At 74.2% G+C, this 17,781-nt stretch carries 19 protein-coding genes; 7 read left to right on the top strand and 12 right to left on the bottom strand.

The window, feature by feature from the left end; all coding sequences use genetic code 11:
- Nucleotides 1-73 precede the first annotated feature (73 nt).
- On the bottom strand, nt 74-421 hold the full coding sequence (locus QDR37_RS16395; RefSeq protein WP_279714841.1) for a YciI family protein: 348 nt from the start codon (nt 419-421) through the stop codon (nt 74-76).
- Between the two features lie 65 nt (nt 422-486).
- Complete coding sequence (locus QDR37_RS16390; protein ID WP_279714840.1) at nt 487-2,157, bottom strand: ATP-binding cassette domain-containing protein; 1,671 nt, start codon at nt 2,155-2,157, stop codon at nt 487-489.
- A 92-nt stretch (nt 2,158-2,249) separates the two neighbouring features.
- Here QDR37_RS16390 and QDR37_RS16385 point away from each other — a divergent pair, with 92 nt between their 5' ends.
- A complete protein-coding gene (locus QDR37_RS16385) occupies nt 2,250-3,128 on the top strand; it encodes an alpha/beta hydrolase (protein WP_279714839.1) in 879 nt (292 codons plus the stop codon).
- Nucleotides 3,129-3,229: 101 nt separating this feature from the next.
- Here QDR37_RS16385 and QDR37_RS16380 read toward each other — a convergent pair whose 3' ends face one another.
- From QDR37_RS16380 to QDR37_RS16355, 6 genes are all read right to left on the bottom strand, one after another.
- Nucleotides 3,230-3,859 carry a cysteine hydrolase family protein gene (locus QDR37_RS16380; protein WP_279714838.1) on the bottom strand — a complete coding sequence of 210 codons (630 nt, stop codon included), beginning with the start codon at nt 3,857-3,859 and terminating at the stop codon, nt 3,230-3,232.
- Nucleotides 3,860-4,010: 151 nt separating this feature from the next.
- Nucleotides 4,011-4,661: a response regulator transcription factor gene (locus QDR37_RS16375; RefSeq protein ID WP_279714837.1), complete on the bottom strand. Its 651-nt coding sequence runs from the start codon at nt 4,659-4,661 to the stop codon at nt 4,011-4,013.
- A complete protein-coding gene (locus tag QDR37_RS16370) occupies nt 4,658-5,497 on the bottom strand; it encodes a histidine kinase (RefSeq protein ID WP_279714836.1) in 840 nt (279 codons plus the stop codon). Before QDR37_RS16370 ends, QDR37_RS16375 begins: the two co-directional genes overlap by 4 nt.
- A 27-nt stretch (nt 5,498-5,524) precedes the next feature.
- Complete coding sequence (locus tag QDR37_RS16365; RefSeq protein WP_279714835.1) at nt 5,525-6,097, bottom strand: sensor domain-containing protein; 573 nt, start codon at nt 6,095-6,097, stop codon at nt 5,525-5,527.
- A gap of 93 nt (nt 6,098-6,190) precedes the next feature.
- Nucleotides 6,191-7,342, bottom strand: a complete 1,152-nt coding sequence (locus QDR37_RS16360) for an aminotransferase class I/II-fold pyridoxal phosphate-dependent enzyme (RefSeq protein ID WP_279714834.1) — start codon at nt 7,340-7,342, stop codon at nt 6,191-6,193.
- 16 nt (nt 7,343-7,358) lie between these two features.
- The gene (locus QDR37_RS16355; RefSeq protein ID WP_279714833.1) at nt 7,359-8,975 is read right to left on the bottom strand and encodes a phospholipid carrier-dependent glycosyltransferase; all 1,617 of its coding nucleotides are present in this window, start codon (nt 8,973-8,975) and stop codon (nt 7,359-7,361) included.
- Between the two features lie 83 nt (nt 8,976-9,058).
- Here QDR37_RS16355 and rsmI point away from each other — a divergent pair, with 83 nt between their 5' ends.
- Nucleotides 9,059-9,880, top strand: coding sequence for a 16S rRNA (cytidine(1402)-2'-O)-methyltransferase (rsmI, locus tag QDR37_RS16350; protein WP_279714832.1), 822 nt, complete (start codon nt 9,059-9,061; stop codon nt 9,878-9,880).
- Between the two features lie 171 nt (nt 9,881-10,051).
- Here the strand turns inward: rsmI and QDR37_RS16345 are convergent, their stop codons facing one another.
- The 4 genes from QDR37_RS16345 to QDR37_RS16330 form a co-directional block, all read right to left on the bottom strand.
- Nucleotides 10,052-10,873, bottom strand: a complete 822-nt coding sequence (locus QDR37_RS16345; protein ID WP_279714831.1) for an aldo/keto reductase — start codon at nt 10,871-10,873, stop codon at nt 10,052-10,054.
- 93 nt (nt 10,874-10,966) lie between these two features.
- Nucleotides 10,967-11,392, bottom strand: coding sequence for a VOC family protein (locus tag QDR37_RS16340; RefSeq protein ID WP_279714830.1), 426 nt, complete (start codon nt 11,390-11,392; stop codon nt 10,967-10,969).
- Nucleotides 11,389-12,117 carry an MOSC N-terminal beta barrel domain-containing protein gene (locus QDR37_RS16335; RefSeq protein WP_279714829.1) on the bottom strand — a complete coding sequence of 243 codons (729 nt, stop codon included), beginning with the start codon at nt 12,115-12,117 and terminating at the stop codon, nt 11,389-11,391. Before QDR37_RS16335 ends, QDR37_RS16340 begins: the two co-directional genes overlap by 4 nt.
- The gene (locus tag QDR37_RS16330; protein WP_279714828.1) at nt 12,114-12,575 is read right to left on the bottom strand and encodes an AAA family ATPase; all 462 of its coding nucleotides are present in this window, start codon (nt 12,573-12,575) and stop codon (nt 12,114-12,116) included. Before QDR37_RS16330 ends, QDR37_RS16335 begins: the two co-directional genes overlap by 4 nt.
- Nucleotides 12,576-12,795: 220 nt before the next feature.
- Between QDR37_RS16330 and QDR37_RS16325 the strand changes: the two genes are divergently transcribed.
- The 5 genes from QDR37_RS16325 (at nt 12,796) to QDR37_RS16305 (ending at nt 17,700) form a co-directional block, all read left to right on the top strand.
- The gene (locus tag QDR37_RS16325; protein WP_279714827.1) at nt 12,796-13,176 is read left to right on the top strand and encodes a VOC family protein; all 381 of its coding nucleotides are present in this window, start codon (nt 12,796-12,798) and stop codon (nt 13,174-13,176) included.
- A 47-nt stretch (nt 13,177-13,223) separates the two neighbouring features.
- Complete coding sequence (locus QDR37_RS16320; RefSeq protein ID WP_279714826.1) at nt 13,224-14,531, top strand: glycosyltransferase; 1,308 nt, start codon at nt 13,224-13,226, stop codon at nt 14,529-14,531.
- Between the two features lie 32 nt (nt 14,532-14,563).
- On the top strand, nt 14,564-14,953 hold the full coding sequence (locus QDR37_RS16315; protein ID WP_279714825.1) for a VOC family protein: 390 nt from the start codon (nt 14,564-14,566) through the stop codon (nt 14,951-14,953).
- 163 nt (nt 14,954-15,116) lie between these two features.
- Nucleotides 15,117-16,703 carry a methionine--tRNA ligase gene (gene metG / locus QDR37_RS16310; RefSeq protein WP_279714824.1) on the top strand — a complete coding sequence of 529 codons (1,587 nt, stop codon included), beginning with the start codon at nt 15,117-15,119 and terminating at the stop codon, nt 16,701-16,703.
- A gap of 67 nt (nt 16,704-16,770) precedes the next feature.
- The gene (locus tag QDR37_RS16305; protein WP_279714902.1) at nt 16,771-17,700 is read left to right on the top strand and encodes a TatD family hydrolase; all 930 of its coding nucleotides are present in this window, start codon (nt 16,771-16,773) and stop codon (nt 17,698-17,700) included.
- Nucleotides 17,701-17,781: the final 81 nt, after the last annotated feature.

The raw sequence follows: 17,781 nt of genomic DNA, 5'->3' as shown, positions 1-17,781 counted from the left end.
CCGCGCCCCAGCGCTCCGCCGGGCGCCCCGTCGACGGCGGCCGCGCGCGCGGTCCTCGTCGCGCCTCGAGCCGCTAGGCCTCCGACAGGCCGATCCGCCGCACCTCGACGGGGGAGCGGCGGGCCTCGACGAACCGGCTCGCGATCGCGGTCGCCCGGTCGAGGTCGGCGCAGTCGACGCGGTAGTAGCCGCCGACCCACTCGGCGACCTCGGCGTACGGACCGGCGGTGACGAGCACCTCACCGCCGGTCCGCACCACCCGCGCCTCACGGTCGTCGAGGATCTGCGTCTCGATGAGCTCGCCCGATGCGGTGAGCTCCTCCTGCACCTCGCGGTGCGCGCGGTCGTTCTCCTCCTTGTCGGGCCCCTCGATCGCCGCCGCCGTCTCGGCGTTGTTGTAGATGAGGATCAAGTACTCCACGGTCCGCTCCTTCGTCCGGTGCTGCTACCCGGTCGACGAACGAAGGCGCCGCCAGAGGACACCCCTCAGCGCGCCCGCTTGACGAAGCCGGCGTCCCACACGGGCTCGTCCGACTCGCGCACCGAGCCGTCCTCGCCGAACACGAGGAACCGCTCGAGCCCGCGGGCGAACCAGCGGTCGTGCGTCACGGTCAGCACCGCGCCCTCGAAGGTCGTCATCGCCTGCTCGAGCGCCTCGGCCGACTCGAAGTCGAGGTTGTCCGTCGGCTCGTCGAGCAGCAGCAGCGTCGCGCCCTCGAGCTCGAGCAGCAGGATCTGGAAGCGCGCCTGCTGGCCGCCCGAGAGCGTCTCGAACCGCTGCTCCGCGCTCTTCACGAGCCCGTAGCGGTTGAGGATCGACGAGGCGCCGGCCCGGTCGAGGCCCTGCCGGTCCTGCCCGCCCGCGTCGAGGATCGACAGCAGGGTGCGGCCCGTGAACTCCGGATGGGCGTGCGACTGGTCGAAGTAGCCCGTGCGCACCCGGGAGCCCAGCCGCACGACGCCGCGGTGCGCGACGGGCTGACCCACCGGGTCCGCCCCGACGCGGTCGTCGTCGACCTGCCGCAGCAGCCGCAGGAAGTGCGACTTGCCCGAGCCGTTGCTCCCGACGATGCCGACGCGGTCGCCGAACCAGATCTCGGCCGAGAACGGCCGCATCAGCCCGGTGAGCTCGAGGCCCTCGCAGGTGATCGCGCGCTTCGCGGTGCGGCCGCCGGTGAGCCGCATCACGACCTTCTCGGGCACCGGCGCGGGCGCCGGCGGTCCGTCGGCGCGGAACCGCTCGAGCCGGGTGCGCGCCGCCTGGAGCCGGCTCGCCATGTCGGAGTTGTAGGCCGCCTTCACCTTGTACATGGCGACGAGGTCACGGAGCTTCTGCTCCTCCTCGTCCCAGCGCCGCCGCAGCTCGTCGACGCGCGCGTTCCGCTCGCGGCGCGCGTCGGCGTACGTGGCGAGGTCGCCGCCGTGCACCCACAGCGTCGCCCCGGCGCCCCCGCGCTCGAGCGTCGCGATCGCGGCGGCGCAGCGGGCGATCATCTCGCGGTCGTGCGTGACGAAGAGGATCGTCTTCGCCGAGTCGCGGATCGACGACTCGAGCCACTCCTTGCCGGGGACGTCGAGCGAGTTGTCCGGCTCGTCGAGCAGCAGCACCTCGGCGGGGCCCGAGAGCAGCGCCTCGAGCACGAGGCGCTTCTGCTCGCCGCCGGAGAGGGTGCTCGCGAGGCGGTCGCGGAGGGCGTCGAACGGCGCGTGCAGCGCCTCGACCGACGCGGAGTCCCAGCGGACCTCCTCGTCGTACCCGCCGACGTCGCCGAAGTCGGCGAGCGCCCGCCCGTACGCCATCGCGGCGGCGGCGTCGCTCGCGTCCTCGAGCATCCGCGCCTCGCAGTCGGCGAGGCGCGCCGCCGCGGCCTGCACCGCCGGCGGGCTGGTCGTGAGCAGCAGGTCGCGCACCGTCGCGGCGCCGCCCATCGAGCCGATGAACTGCGGCATGACGCCCAGCCGGCCGGACATCGCGCGGGTGCCGTCCTGGATCGCGACCCGGCCGTCGAGCAGCCCGAGCAGCGTCGACTTCCCGACGCCGTTCGGCCCGACGAGGCTGATCTTGCGTCCCTCCCCGACCCGAAGGCTCACGTCGCGGAGCAGCGGTCGCCCGTCCTCCAGCACGTGGTCGACGTGGGCGAGCTCGATGTGCGCCACGAGGGTCCTCCGTCCGCTGCGCCGCGGGCAGCCCTCCAACCTGCCAGAGACGCGCTCGCCGCGCCACCAGTGCGCGGTGCCAGGATCGCCGCATGCCCCTGCAGCAGCTCTCCCTTCCCGACGGCCGCACGATCGACCTGTACGTCAGCGGCCCGGACGACGGCGTCCCCTTCGTCTTCCACCACGGCACCCCCGGCTCGTACGTGCCGCCCCGCGCCCTCGAGCGGCAGGTGATCGGGCGCGGCCTGCGCTTCGTCATGTGGTCCCGCCCCGGCTACGGCGGCTCGACCCGCAAGGCCGGTCGGTCGGTCGTCGACGTCGTCGCGGACACCGAGGCGGTGCTCGCGGCGCTCGGCGCGGCCCGCTGCGTCGTCGGCGGCCGCTCAGGGGGTGGCCCGCACGCCCTCGCCTGCGCCGCGCGGCTCCGCCAGGCCGCGTCGGTGCTCGTGATCGCGGGCGTCGCGCCGTTCGAGGCCGAGGGCCTCGACTTCCTCGCCGGGATGGGCCAGGACAACCTCGACGAGTTCGGCGCCGCCCTGGAGGGCGAGGACGCTCTGCGCCGCTACCTCGTGCCGCAGCGCGAGCAGCTCGCGAACGTGACCTCCGACGAGATCGTGGGTGCCATGGCGAGCCTGCTGCCCGAGGTCGACCGCGCCGTGATCACCGACGAGTTCGGCGAGGACCTCGCCGCGAGCTTCCGCGAGGCCGTCCGACTCGGCGTCGACGGCTGGCTCGACGACGACCTCGCCTTCGTGCAGCCGTGGGGCTTCGAGCTCGGCGAGATCACCGTGCCGGTCGAGGTCTGGCAGGGCTCGGAGGACCTCATGGTGCCGTTCGCGCACGGGCAGTGGCTTGCGCAGCGGGTGCCGAACGCCGAGGTCCACCTCGAGACCGGTGAGGGCCACCTGTCGATCGCGAACGACGACCCGACGAACGACGCGATCCTCGGGCGGCTGCTCGCCGCGGTCTGAGCCGCGAGACCGACCGAACGACGGGGCATCCGTGTCCGCCGGACGTGCGGATGCGGATCCGGGCGCGTTCCGTGCCGGATCGCCGTCGTCCGGTCAGGTGCTCAGGCGCGGGCGGGCTCGGTGCTCGCCCAGAGGTTCGGGGCCGGGGTCGGCTCGCCTCTCGCGACGGCCGCCCTCCACTCGTCCGTCGTCACGACCGCGGCGAAGCCCGACGCGAGCACGAGCAGGCTCGTCTCGTGCAGCTCCTGCGCCGAGATCGTGCCGGCGGGCGTCGTGAGCGGCAGGGTGCCGGTGGCGTCGCTCAGCACCTCGACCGTGAGGCCGCGGTCGGCCGCGTAGCGGGCCGTCGACTCGTCGCAGTGCTGCGTCATGAAGCCCGTGATCGCGAGCGTGTCGACGCCGAGCGCCTCGAGGCGCTCGGCGAGGTCGGTGTCGCCGAAGCACGAGACCGTCGACTTCGTCAGGACGGCGTCGGACGGCCGCGACGCGACCGTCTCGTGCAGCTCGGCGGCGAGCGATCCGGCGGCGAACACCGGGGAGCCCGCCTCGTCCTCGTGCCGCACGACGATCACCGGCACGTGCGCGGCGCGGGCCGCGTCGATGGCCGTGGCGATCTTCGGCAGGCTCGTCGTCAACGGCGGGTAGGCGATCGGCAGCGCCCCGGAGACGTACTCGTTCTGCACGTCGATCACGAGGAGCGCGCGGCGGGGGAGTGCGGCACCGTCGGGCATGCGCGAAGCCTCGCACAGCGCGTCTGCGAGCGCTCGCGTCGACCTGCGCCGAGGACCGGGTGTAGGTGATCCGTCCTGCCGTAGGTACCGGAGTCGCGTGTCGCACCGACACGAGGACGAAGTACCTACACGCGGCTGGGGCGGGACGTGCTCACGCGCCGAGGAACTGGAGCACGGCGAGCACCCGGCGGTGCGCCGCCGCCGACTCCTCGAGGCCGAGCTTGCCGAAGATGCTCGTCACGTGCTTCTCGACCGCGCCCGGCGACACCACGAGCTCCCGCGCGATCGCGGCGTTGCTGCGGCCCTCCGCCATCGCGCGCAGCACCTGCGTCTCCCGAGGCGTGAGGCGGGCCAGCGGATCGGCCCGCGCCCGCAGCATCTCCTCGACCATCTGCGGGTCGAGCACGGTGCCGCCCGCGGCGACGTCCTCGATGGCCCGGCGCAGCTGCTCGAGGTCGGTGACGCGATCCTTCAGCAGGTAGCCGATGCCGCGGCTGCCGGCGGCGAGCAGCTCGCGGGCGTAGGTCGTCTCGACGTACTGGCTGAGCAGCAGCACGGCCACCTGCGGATGCGTCGCGCGGACGCGGATCGCCGCCCGCACGCCCTCGTCGCGGTGGGTCGGCGGCAGCCGGACGTCGAGCACGACGACGTCCGGCTGCGCGGCGGTGATGGTCTCATCGAGGTCCGTGGCGTCGGGCCGGGCCGCGACCGTCTCGAACCCGGCCTCGGCGAGCAGGCGCACGAGCCCCTCGCGGAGGAGGGTGGAGTCCTCGACGATCGCGACCCGGAGCGACTCGGTCACGCGCGCCCGCGCTCCTCGGCCGGCAGCGGGACGGTGGCGACGACCTCCGTCGGGCCGCCGGCCGGGCTCGTGATCCGCAGGTCCCCGCCGAGGCCGGCGAGCCGCTCGGTGGCGCCGGCGAGGCCGTGCTGCGGCACCGGAGCCGCGCCGCCGACGCCGTCGTCGGTCACCGCGATCCGGAGCACCGCGGGTCCGCCGGCCGCGCCCGCCGACTCGGTCGTCACGCGGAGCAGGATCCGCCGGGCGGCCGCATGCTTGATCGCGTTGCTCGTCAGCTCGGCGGCGACGAAGTAGGCGCTCCGCTCGACGGGCGACGGCAGCGGGCCGTCGAGGCGGATCTCGGCGTCGATCGGCACGACGCTGCGACGGGCGAGCGCCTCGAGCGCGGCCTCGAGCCCGCGGTCCTGCAGGAGCGGGGGAGCGAAGCCCTGCGACAGCGCGCGCAGCTCGTCGAGCGCCTCCTGCGCGAGCACCCGGGCCTCCTGCAGCGACTGCGCGGCGGCGGATCCGTCGGCCGGGAGCCGGCGCTCGGCGGCGGCGAGCTCCATCTGGAGGCGGAGCAGGCGCTGCTGCGGCCCGTCGTGGATGTCGCGCTCGAGGCGGCGCAGGGCGTTGTCCTCCGCGGCGACGGCGGCGCGCTGGGCGGCGCCGACCCGCTCGACCTCGGCGCCGAGCTCCTCGGAGCGGAAGCGGGCGAGCAGCAGCCGGCCGAGGCCCCAGTGCGCCCGGACGAGACCGCGGGTGACGAACGGGAACGCCGCGATCATGCCGAGGCCGAGCGCGCAGAGCCCACCGACGAGCCACGCGGCCCGCGTCGGGTCGAAGCCGCCGCCCATCGCCGCGACGGCGACCTCGGCCGGCGTTCAGCCCCCGACGTGGAAGAGGGAGCCGTGCAGGGTCAGGGTCGCGCCGGATCCGTACGGGCTCGTGGACGCCCAGATCGGCGTGGTCGCGGCGGCGACGCTCGCGAGGATCCAGGGCAGCCACACCGCGGTGGTGAGCACGGCGAGGACCGGGTTCACGATCCCGCTGTGCAGGTAGTAGAGCCACGAGTGCGGGTTGCCGAAGACGTCGCCGAGGGCTTTGAAGAAGGTCTTGCCGCGGAACGGCGCGGACCATCGGGGCGCGGCGATCTCGGGCATGCGGGCCCAGCGGAGGCGGCGGAGCTCGAACACGCCGAGGTACCGCGTGAGCACGAGCAGCAGGGCGAAGATGACGAGGCCGACGAGGACCGTGAGGAGGCCGGCGCCCAGCGACTCGAGGCCGCGCAGCACGGTGAGCGACGCGAGGCCGATCACGGTGGTGAGGGCGAGGTAGCCGAGCTCGCGCGGCATCCGCCGCCAGAACCCGCCGTAGGCGGCGCCGATCCCGCGGCCGCGCGTCGTCGCGGGCTGCGCCAGGGGAACGGTGGTGGTGGTCATGGTCGTGGTGGTCATGGTTCCACCGTGGCCGCCCGGCGTCGCGGTCCCCATCCGGCGGGTGGGCCTCTTCGGGCGGGGGTTGGCCCTACCCCTCGTGCCCACCTGCGCTCAGCCGACGGCTTCCGCGATGCGGTCGACGAGCTCCTCGAGCACCGGACGGGGCGTCGCGAGCACGCAGCGGAGGAAGCCCGGCGTCCCGCAGGCGGCGCCGTCGGTGAGGGCGACGCCGGCGCGCTCGAGCAGCGCGTCGGCGGGCGCGTCGCCGAGGTCGAGGCGCCGGATGTCGAGCCAGGCGATGTAGGTGCCCTCCGGCCGCCGGTACCCCACCTGCGGCAGGCGCTCGGCGAGCAGCTCGCCGAAGCGGCGACGGTTGCCGTCGAGGTAGCCGAGCACGTCGTCGAGCCACGCGCCGCCCCCGCGGTACGCGGCGGTGTTCGCGATCACGCCGAAGCCGGAGGCGCCGTGCGCGGCGAAGGCGCCGACGTCCACGAAGCGCTCGGCGTCCGCGTCGTTCGAGAGCACGAGCTGCGCGCACTTGAGGCCCGGCAGGTCGAACGCCTTCGACGCGCTGATCGCGGTGAGCGCGTGGGCGGCGGCCGCGTCGGACACCGACGCGTACGGCACATGCCGGTGCGGCGCGAAGACGAGCGGCGCGTGGATCTCGTCGGCGAACACCCGGCCGCCGTACCGGTCGACGACCTCCGCCACCGCGAGCAGCTCGTCCCGGTCGAGCACGCGCCCGACCGGGTTCCACGGGTTGCAGAGCACGAGCACGTCGGCGCCCTGCTCGAACGCCCGCGCGATGCCCACGAGGTCGAGCTCGTACCGGCCGTCGACCTCGGGGCTCGGCACCTGGATGATCCGCCGCCCGAGCAGCGTCGGCAGCGTGAGGAACGGCATGTAGGCGGGCGTCGGCACGATCACGGCCGCGGACGGGTCGGAGTAGTGCCGCAGCACGAGCTCGAGTCCGGCGAGCACGTCACCGAGCGGCTGCACGCGCTCCGCGGGCACGCTCCAGCCGAAGCGGTCGGCGCACCAGGCGGCGGTGGCCGCTCGGAGGCCGTCGGTGAGCGCGGAGGGGACGTACCCGGTGCGCGCCACCTCGACCGCCTCGTGCAGCGCGGCGGTGATCGCGGGAGCGAGCCCGAAGTCCATCTCGGCCACGAAGGCGCCCATCGCCTCGGGGAACGCGGTCCACTTCACGCTGCCCCCGGCCCGGAGGTCGTCGGGCCGGATCGAGTCGAAGGGGTGCGCGCTCACCCCTCCATCGTGGTGGTCAGATCCAGGTCGTCGACCACATGTGCGCCTGCCAGAACCAGTACGGCGTCTGCATGGCGGAGTCGAGGGGGAAGAAGAACGCCGACAGCAGCACGGCGATCCCGAGGAAGGCGATCACGATGCCGCGGCGCACCCGCATCCCGTACCGCGCCTCGGCGGCGACGATCTCGTCGGGGTCGTCGGTCGCGGCGGGCCGCAGCACGAGCAGGCCGAGCGTCGCGGCCAGGCAGAGCACGAGGTAGGGCTCGAACGCGATCGAGTAGAAGAAGAACATCGTGCGCTTCGGGTAGAGCAGCCACGGCAGGTACCCGCCGACGTAGCCCATGAGGATGAGCCCCGCCTGCCACTCGTGGCGGCGGGCGAACCGGACGAGCAGGTAGATCGTCGCGGCGATCCCCGCGTACCAGATGAGCGGGTTCGGCAGGTCGGTGATCGCCGATGCGCAGACGCGGAAGCGGCAGCCGTCCCCGCCGGCGGAGGAGGCGCCGTCCCAGTACATCGAGGTGGGCCGGGCGATGAGGGGCCAGAGGATCGCGGGCGCGCTGTAGGGGTGCGGGGTCGCGAGGCCGGTGTGGAAGCCGTAGATGTCGTGGTGCCAGTGCAGCAGGTCCTGGAACGGCTTCGGCACCCACGCGAACGCCCCCTTCCACGGCGCATCGGAGGAGAAGTAGTGCGTCGGCGACAGCAGGTAGCCGGTGAACGAGATCACATAGGTGACGAGCGCGGCCGGCACGAGCGCCAGCAGGGTCGCCGGCGCCTGCTTCAGCAGGCTCGCGCTGTACCAGAACCGCACGCCCGCGCGGCGGCGCAGCATCATGTCCGTCGCGATGCTGTAGGCGGTGAACGCGACGAGGAAGTAGAGGCCCGACCACTTCACGGCCGAGTCGAGCCCGAAGGCGACGCCCGCGCCGAGCAGCCAGGGCCGCCAGAGCAGGGTCGGTCCCCACGCGCCCACGCCGTGCTCGCGGTGGACGAGCCAGGCGGCGAACCGGCGCTCGGTCCAGAACCGGTCCTCGAGGATGCAGGCGAAGCCCGCGAGCGCGAAGAACATCACCATGTTGTCGAGCAGCGCGACCCGCGACATCACGATCGCCTGGTTGTCGATCGCGAGCAGGAACCCGGCGAGCACGGTGACGAGCGGGGTCCGGAACATCCGGTGCGTCACGAGCATGAGCAGCGCGACGGCGAGGATCCCCACGACCGCCACCGAGACGCGCCAGCCCGCGGGGTTCGCCCCGCCGGTGAGCACCTCGCCGAGCCCGATGATCCACTTGCCGAGCGGCGGGTGCGCGACGTAGGACGGCCCCGTCAGGAAGCCGTTCACGTGGCCCGAGGCGAACAGCCTGTCGATGCTCGTGCCCTGCCAGCTGCCCTCGTAACCGAGGTGCCAGAGCGACCAGGCGTCCTTCACGTAGAAGGTCTCGTCGAAGACGAGCACGTTCGGGGCACCGATCGCCCACAGCCGGGTGAGCGCCGCGATCACCATCACGACGACCGGGCCCCAGACCGTGAGCAGCCGCCCCGACAGCGCGGCGCGGAGGCGCTCGAGCACGGGCGCGGCCGTCGCCACCGTCGCCTCGCGCACGGGTACGGCGGTGGCCTCGGCTCGCGACACGCCCCGAAGGATACGAGCGCCGCGTCTGCACGGCGCGCTCCCGCACCGCAGCGGGGTCCTGCGGGCGCTGCGAGACTGCTCCGATGCTCGTGCTCGCGGGGACCCCGATCGGCAACCTCGGCGACGCGAGCCGCCGTCTCATCGAGACGCTCGAGGGCGCCGCGGTGCTCGCCGCGGAGGACACCCGGGTCGCGCAGCGGCTGCTCGCCGCGCTCGGCATCGAGAACCGCCCGCGGCTCGTCCGCGTCGACGAGCAGACGGAGCGCGCCCGGGTGGACGAGCTCGTGGCGCTCGCCGCGGAGCAGGACGTCGTGGTCACCACCGACGCGGGCATGCCGACGGTGTCGGATCCGGGCTTCGCCCTCGTGCGGGCCGCGGTCGAGGCGGGCGTCGCGGTGACCGCGGTGCCCGGCGCCTCGGCGGTGCTCACGGCGCTCGCGCTGAGCGGCCTGCCGACCGACCGCTTCGCGTTCGACGGCTTCCCGCCGCGCAAGGACGGGGAGCGGCGCCGCTGGCTCGGGGAGCTCGCGACCGAGCGCCGCACCGTCGTGCTCTTCGAGTCGCCGAACCGGGTCGGCGCCCTGCTCGAGGCGATGGCCGACGTGCTGGGGCCGCAGCGGCGCGCGGTCGTCGCGCGGGAGCTGACGAAGCTGCACGAGGAGGTCGTGCGGGGCACGCTGTCCGAGCTCGCGCAGTGGGCCGCGGGCGGTGTCCGCGGCGAGGTGGTCGTGGTGCTCGCCGGGGCGCCCGCGGCGACCGCGGACGAGGGCGACGCGCTCGCCGAGGTGCTCGCTCTCGTCGAGGCCGGCGGCCGGCTGAAGGACGCGGCGGCCGAGGTCGCCGAGCGCACGGGGCTGTCGAAGCGGGGCCTCTACGAGGCGGCGCTCGCCGCGCGGCGGGGCTAGGGCGCACCTCCCGCGACTCCGGTCGCGAGCCGCCACCGCAGTCGCACTTCGCGTCGGTTCCTCGCGTGCGGAGCGACGCCGACTGCGACCGCAGTGCCCTCGCGTCGCGATCCCGTGCCGCATCCGATCAGGCGGAGCGGCACGGATCGCGACGCGAGGGCCGCTCAGGGCTCAGACGTCGCCGGCGTCGATCCCGTCGAGCGTGCGGATGTCGTCGGCGCTGATCTCGAAGTCGACGTCGGCGTTCTCGCGGATGCGCGACGGCGTGGTCGACTTCGGCAGCGGCAGCACGTCCTTCTGCAGCAGGTAGCGGATGCTGATCTGCGCCACCGACTTGCCGTACTTGTCCGCGACCGCCTTGATGTCGGGGTTGTCGAGCAGGCGGCCGGTGGCGAGCGGCGAGTAGCCCTCGACGAGGATGTTCCTGCCCTCGCAGTACCTGGTCGTCTCCGGCTGCGTGCTGCCGACGAACCAGCGGATCTGGTTCGCGTGCGGCACGACGTCGGTGGCGCCGATCAGCGAGTCGAGGTCGTCCGGGTCGAAGTTGCTCACGCCGATCGAGCGCGCGCGGCCGTTCGAGTAGAGCTCCTCGAAGACCTTCCAGACCTCGATGTTGCCCTTGCGGTGGTCCGAGCCCATGTCCGACCACGGCCACGGCGCGTGGATCAGGTAGAGGTCGACCGGGCCGAGGCCGAGGTCGTCGAACGAGTGCTCGAACGCGTCGCGCGCGCCGTCGGCGGTCTTCACCTCGGCGGGGCACTTCGTCGTGATGAAGATCTCCTCGCGCGGGATGCCGCTGTCGCGGACGGCCCGGCCGACGCTCGCCTCGTTGCCGTAGGCGCGGGCGGTGTCGATGTGCCGGTAGCCGGCGTCGAGCGCCGCACGCGTCGAGTCGTAGGCGGGGGAGCCGTCCGGGATCTGCCACGTGCCGAAGCCGATCTTCGGGATGCGGAGGTCGTTCGACAGGGTGAAGGTGTCGGTGAGTGCCGGCATGGATGCGCTCCTTCCGGCCCGGGCGGTCGCCGCGGGCCGTCGTCGATCCTTCTCCCCTCTGCGTGGGAGTTCCCGGAACGGTCCGCGGCGTCCTCACCAGGTGGGCGCGGACCCGTCCCGCGCGATGAACTCGAGGCGGTTGCCGGCGGGGTCGTCGGCGTAGAAGCGCCGGTGGCCGGGGAAGCTCTCGTCGTCCCACCGCACGGGCACGCCGTGCTGGGCGAAGCGCCCCGCGAGCGCGTCCAGGTCGCCGACGCGGATGCCGGGGTGCGCCTTCCTCGCCGGGCGGAAGCCGTCCTCGACGCCGAGGTGGATCTCGAGGGCGTCGCCCCGCACCCAGAGGCCGCCGCGGGCCGCGAGCGCAGGCGGCTTCGGCAGCTCGAGCATGCCGAGCAGATCGATGTAGAACGGCCGCATCCGGTCCTCCGAACCGCGGGGGATCGCGAGCATCACGTGGTGCAGGCCGAGCGCGAGGCCGGTGTCGTGGTCGGGGCCGTAGCCCTGCGAGGAGGTCGTCACGCCATCGATCCTGCGCCCGGCGACCGGTGCAGGAGCCGGGCGACGTCCTCGACGTGGATGGTGCCGGTCCGGACCACGGACGCCTGCAGCCCGAGCTCGACGTCGTGCGCGCGCCCGAGCGCCTGCAGCGCCTGCCGCTCGACCGTCACCCCGGCCTGCGACGCGTCCACCATGACGCACCGCACCATCGGCGCGTCGAGCCGGAGGACGACCTCGTCGCCGACGGCGAGCTCGGCGCCGAGCCAGTCGTCCTCCACGAAGCCCTCGCCGGGCAGGTCGATCAGGAGGTTCGCCCGGGCGCGGGCGGGATCGAAGCGCGCGCCGAGGAGGCCCTCGACGGCGCGGATCGCGGCGGTCGTCACGAGGTGCACGGCACTGTCGTCGTGGTGCGGCACGTCCGCCTCGCGGCGGAGCGCCAGCGGCTGCCCGAGTGCGCGCGCGAGCGCGTCGTCCGCGGCCGCGGTTCCCGCCTCGAACCCCGTTCCGTCCGGCGCGATCAGCCGCGGCGCCTCCGCGCCGGTCGCGGACCGCCAGTGCAGCAGCCCCTCGACCTTCCGGAACCGCCGCGTCGTCTTCCCGCTCGCGATGCCGCCGTCGGCCGTGTAGGCGGCCCACACCCGGTCGAGCTCGAGCCCGCGCCCGTCGAGGCGGGCCTCCGCGAGCTCCTCGCCGGCGGTCGACTTGATCGGGTAGCGCCAGAGGCGGGCCACGGTCGCCGTCGTCATGAGGTGCCCAGCACGTGGGCGAGCACCCGGTCGGCGAGGGCGCGTACCGGCTCGGTCGCGTCGACGACGAGGTCGGCGCTCGCGCGAAGGAGCGGCTCGACCTCGCGCAGGTCCGCCAGCACCTGGGCTCGCTCGCGGTCCGAGCGGCCGTACGGATTGGTCGTCCGCGAGCGCAGCCGCTCGAGGAGCACCGTCTCGGGCGCGGTCAGCAGCACCCTCCGCTCGAACGGCAGACGCCCCTGCTCCTCGGAGCACCCGGCGAAGAACACGACGTCCTGGTCCCGATGCTGCGCGAGCAGCCCGCGGACCTCCTCGACCCGCCACGACCAGCGCCCGTCGGCGCCGGGCACGGCGTAGCCGTCGTCATCCGCGTCGAACGCGGCGAACCCGCGGCCCCGCAGCTCGGCGACGAGCGTCGACTTGCCGGTGCCGGACATGCCGGTGAGCAGGACGCGCATCGCTCGCAGCGTGCCCGGTGCTGCGGACGCCGTCAATCAGGAGCCGCCGATCCGATCCCGGCGAGGTCGTCGAACCCCTCGGGCGTCGCCCGCTCGTGTCGGATGTCGTCCCCTGCTGCTGCCTGGGCGCCTCGCGCCGATCCCGCGGCACGCGCCCGCCCCGCCCGTGTCCGCCGGCGGTTCCGCGGGAGACTGGGCAGCACGAACCGGGAGGGGAGCGATGCGCATCCGCGTCACGAGCGTCTTCGTCGACGACCAGGAGAAGGCCCGCCGCTTCTACACGGAGGTGCTCGGCTTCGTCGCGAAGCACGACGTGCCGGCGGGGGAGTACCGCTGGCTCACCGTCGTCTCGCCGGAGGACCTCACCGGCGTCGAGCTGCTGCTCGAGCCGAACGCGCATCCCGCCGCGAAGGCGTTCACGAAGGCGCTCGTCGCCGACGGGATCCCGGCCGCCCAGCTCTCGGTCGACGACGTGGTCGCGGAGACGGAACGACTCCGTGCACTCGGCGTCCGGATCGTCCAGGAGCCGCTCGCCATGGGCCCCGTCACGACCGCCGTGCTCGACGACACCTGCGGGAACCTGCTGCAGCTCGTCGGCTGAGAGGTCCGCGCCTGGTGCGCCGGGCGGCACTCCGGTAGACAGGCGCCGTGGCCGACGTCCTGGTCGCGGTGATGCCGTTCGCCGGGCACGTGACACCGGCGCTCCGCGCCGTCGAAGCGCTGGTCGCCGCCGGCCACTCCGTCCGGGTCTACACCGGAGCCGCGTACGCGTCCGCGGTCGACGCCGCCGGCGCGCTGCCGGTGGTGTGGCGGGCCGCCCCCGACTTCGACGAGCACGACCTGCCCGCGACCTTCCCGCAGGTCGGCCGGCGCGGGCCGCGCGGCGTGCTCGCGAACCTCGAGCACGTCTTCATCCGCACCGGCGTCGGGCAGGTGGAGGACCTCGTCGAGGAGTTCGGCCGGCGCCCGTGGGACGTGCTGGTGAGCGACTCGCTCTGCTTCGGCGGCGGCCACGCCGCGGAGCGCCTCCGCACGCCCTGGGCGACGCTCTCGGTCGTGCCGCTCGTGATCCCGAGCCGCGACCTGCCACCACCCGGCCTCCCGATCGCGCCCGCACGGGGCCGCCTCGGCAGGATCCGTGACGCGGCGCTCCGCGGCGCCTTCACGGTCCTCACCCGTCCGCTCGCCCGCGCGTACCGCGAGACCCGTCAGGCGGTCGGGCTCGACCCCGGCGCGAGGACCGTCGTCGACGCGGGGTTCTCGCCGTTCCTCGTGCTCGCGCTCGGCGTCGCGGATCTCGAGCCGCCGCGATCCGACCTGCCGCCGCAGGTGCACTTCGTCGGCGCCTTCCCGCCGAAGCCGGGCGGGCCGCTGCCGCCGTGGTGGGACGAGGCGCTCACCTCGGGGCGCCCGCTCGTCCACGTGACGCAGGGGACCCTGAACATCGATCCGGCCGACCTGCTCCGGCCCGCGCTCACCGCGCTCGGGAGCCGGGAGGTCACGGTGGCGGCCACCACCGGCCTGCCGGGGAGGGACGCCCTGCCGTTCCCGGTGCCCGCCAACGCGCACGTGGCCGGCCGCCTGCCCTACGCGGCGCTGCTGCCGCGCCTCGACGCGATGGTCACGAACGGCGGCTGGGGCGGGGTGCTCGCAGCGCTCGCGCACGGCGTGCCGCTCGTCGTCGCGGGCGGCGACCTCGACAAGCCGGCGATCGCCGCCCTCGTCGCCCGCTCCGGTGCCGGCATCGACCTCCGCACCGGGCACCCCTCCTCCGACGCCGTGGGGCGGGCGGTCGACCAGGTGCTCGCCGAGCCGCGGTACCGGCACGCCGCGGGCCGGCTCGCCGGCGCGTTCGCCGCCCACGATCCCGGTGCGGAGGTCGTCGCGCTGCTCGAGCGGCTGCTCCGGACGCGGCAGGCCGTCCGCCGCGAGCGCGACGCGTGGGGTCGCGACTGACGCCGTCCGCGCCGCGGGGGCATGCTGCCCTCATGGAGCCGCGCATCAGCCTCGTGACCCTCGGGGTCGCCGACCTCGCCCGCGCCCGGGCCTTCTACGAGGCGATGGGCTGGGGCGAGCCCCAGCAGCCCGACGACGAGGTGTGCTTCTTCCAGGCCGGCGGCCTCGTGCTCGGGCTCTGGACCGCGCTGCCGTCGCCCGCGGGGCCGGGCGTCGAGCTCGCGCACAACGTGCGGACGCCCGACGAGGTCGCGCCGCTGCTCGCCGCCGCCGAGCAGGCGGGGGGCGCCCTCGTCCGACCCGCCGCGCTCGCCGAGTGGGGCGGCACCTCGGGTGCGTTCGCGGATCCCGACGGCCACGTGTGGGAGGTCGCCCACAACCCGGGCTGGACGATCCGCGACGACGGCACGATCCGCATCTGACGGGTCCGGTCGCACCTCGCGTCGCTGTGGTGCCGTCGAACCGACGCGAATCGCGACCGCAGCCGCAGCGGACCGGGAGGTCGCCACTGCACCCGGCTGGGCGACGGCGTGCTCGACGTGGGCGCCCCGTAACCAGGCGAAACGCCCCCGGTAGACTGGAGGAATGCCCGAGGGTCGGTCCTTCTACATCACGACGCCGATCTTCTACCCCTCGGACGTGCCGCACATCGGCCACGGGTACACCGAGGTCGCCGCCGACGTGCTCGCCCGCTGGCACCGCCAGGCCGGCGACGACACGTGGCTGCTCACCGGCACGGACGAGCACGGCCAGAAGATGCTCCGCACCGCGACCGCGAACGACATGGGGCCGCGCGAGTGGGCCGACCGGCTCGTCCGCGAGTCGTGGCTGCCGCTGCTCGAGACCCTCGACATCGCGAACGACGACTTCATCCGCACCACGCAGGAGCGCCACGAGCGTGGCGTCGCGGCCTTCGTGCAGCGCCTCTTCGACACCGGCTTCATCGAGGCGGGCGACTACGAGGGCTACTACTGCGTCGGCTGCGAGGAGTACAAGCAGACGAGCGAGCTCGTCTCCGGCACCGGCCGGTTCGAGGGCCAGCTCGTCTGCGCGATCCACTCAATCCCGGTCGAGCTGCTGCAGGAGCGCAACTACTTCTTCCGGATGAGCGAGTTCCAGGACCGCCTGCTCGCGCTCTACGAGGAGCGACCCGACTTCGTGCAGCCGGAGAGCGCCCGCAACGAGGTGATGCAGTTCGTGCGGTCGGGGCTCTCCGACCTCTCGATCTCGCGCTCCACGTTCGACTGGGGCGTCAAGGTGCCGTGGGACGAGCGGCACATCGTCTACGTCTGGTTCGACGCGCTGCTGAACTACGTGACGGCCATCGGCTACGACGGCGACGAGGCGACCTTCGCGCGCCGCTGGCCGGCGGTGCACCTCGTCGGCAAGGACATCCTCCGCTTCCACGCGGTCATCTGGCCGGCGATGCTTCTGGCCGCCGGCCTCGACGTGCCGAAGCAGGTGTTCGCGCACGGCTGGCTGCTCGTCGGCGGCGAGAAGATGTCGAAGTCGAAGCTCACCGGCATCGCGCCGACGCAGATCACCGACACGTTCGGCTCCGACGCGTTCCGCTACTACTTCCTCCGGGCGATCCCGTTCGGGCAGGACGGCTCGTTCTCGTGGGAGGACCTCGCCGCGCGCTACCAGGCCGAGCTCGCGAACGGCTTCGGCAACCTCGCCTCCCGCGTGCTCGCGATGGTCGGCCGCTACCGAGACGGCGTCGTGCCGGCGGCGACGGAGGCGGGCGAGTCCGACCTCCGCATCCGCGAGGTCGTGCGCGCCTCGGCGATCGAGGCCGACCTCGCGATCGAGCGGATGGCGCCGCACGACGCGGTCGCCGCGATCTGGCGCATCGTCGACGATCTGAACCTCTACCTGACGCAGGAGGAGCCGTGGGCGCTCGCGAAGCGCCCGGAGGCCGCCGGCCGGCTCGACGCGGTGCTCGCCACCGCCGCCGAGGGGCTCCGCGCGCTCGCGGTGCTGCTCTCGCCGGTGATCCCGAAGGCCTGCGCGAAGCTCTGGGCCGCGCTCGGCGCCGAGCCGGCGCTCGGCCCGCTGCTGCAGCAGCCGATCCGCGCCGCGGGCGACTGGGGGCAGCTGCCCGCCGGCACGCGGGTGGGCACGCTCGAGCCGCTCTTCCCGCGGATCGAGCAGGAGGCGCTGAGTGCCTGATGCGCCCCGGCCGCCGGCCGGGCTGCCCGGCGGGTTCTCCGAGCCGGAGCCGCAGGACGGAGGCGCGATCCGGCGCCGCGAGTCGGACCCGTCGCGCCGCGACCTGTCGTACCCGCCGCTGCCCGAGGCGCTGCGCGTCGGCGTCTACGACAACCACACCCACCTCGAGATCGCGGACGGCGAGGAGGGGCTCGACTGGCGTGAGCAGCTCGACCGCGCCTCGAGCGTCGGCATCCGCGGCGTCGTCCAGGTCGGCACCGACGTGCCGACGAGCCGCTGGTCGGCCGAGATCGCGGCGATCGAGCCGCGGATGCTCGCCGCGGTCGCCGTGCACCCGAACGAGACGCCGGAGCTGAAGGCGCGCGGCGGGCTCGACGACGCCCTGGCCGTCATCGACGAGCTCGCCGGCCGGCCGCGCGTGCGGGCGGTGGGGGAGACGGGGCTCGACTACTACCGCACCGCCGAGGACGGCCGCGCGGCGCAGATCGAGGCGTTCGAGGGCCACATCGCCATCGCGAAGCGGCACGGCCTCGCCCTCCAGATCCACGACCGCGACGCCCACGAGGACGTCGTCGACACCCTGCTCCGCGTCGGCGCGCCCGAGCGCACCGTGTTCCACTGCTTCTCCGGTGACGCCGGGTTGGCGCGGCTGGCGACGAGCCACGGCTGGTACCTGTCGTTCGCCGGCACCGTGACGTTCAAGAACGCCGAGAACCTGCGCGAGGCGCTCGAGGTCGCCCCGCGCGACCGCATCCTCGTCGAGACGGATGCGCCGTACCTCGCGCCGGTACCCGTGCGCGGGCGGCCGAACGCCCCGTACCTGATCCCGCACACGCTGCGGGCGATGGCCGCGGTGCTCGGAACCGACCCGTCGATGCTCGCGGCGCAGATCGCCTCGAACACCGAGGCCGTCTACGGCAGGTGGAGCGACGAGCCGCCGCTGCCGAGCGAGCCGCCGCGCGGCGCGGACGCGGGCCGCTTCGGCGTCGACGCCTGACGGCCTGCTCCGGATCCTTGCCGCTTCGGCGCGCTCAGAGCGGCAAGGATCCGGAGCAGCCGGGGGTGCGCAGCCCGCGGT

Origin of the sequence: Amnibacterium sp. CER49, from assembly GCF_029846255.1 — a bacterium.
In the GTDB taxonomy this organism is placed as follows: domain Bacteria; phylum Actinomycetota; class Actinomycetes; order Actinomycetales; family Microbacteriaceae; genus Amnibacterium.
The sequence above is the reverse complement of the archived record's forward strand: the minus strand, read 5'-3'. Positions and strand labels throughout refer to the sequence as shown.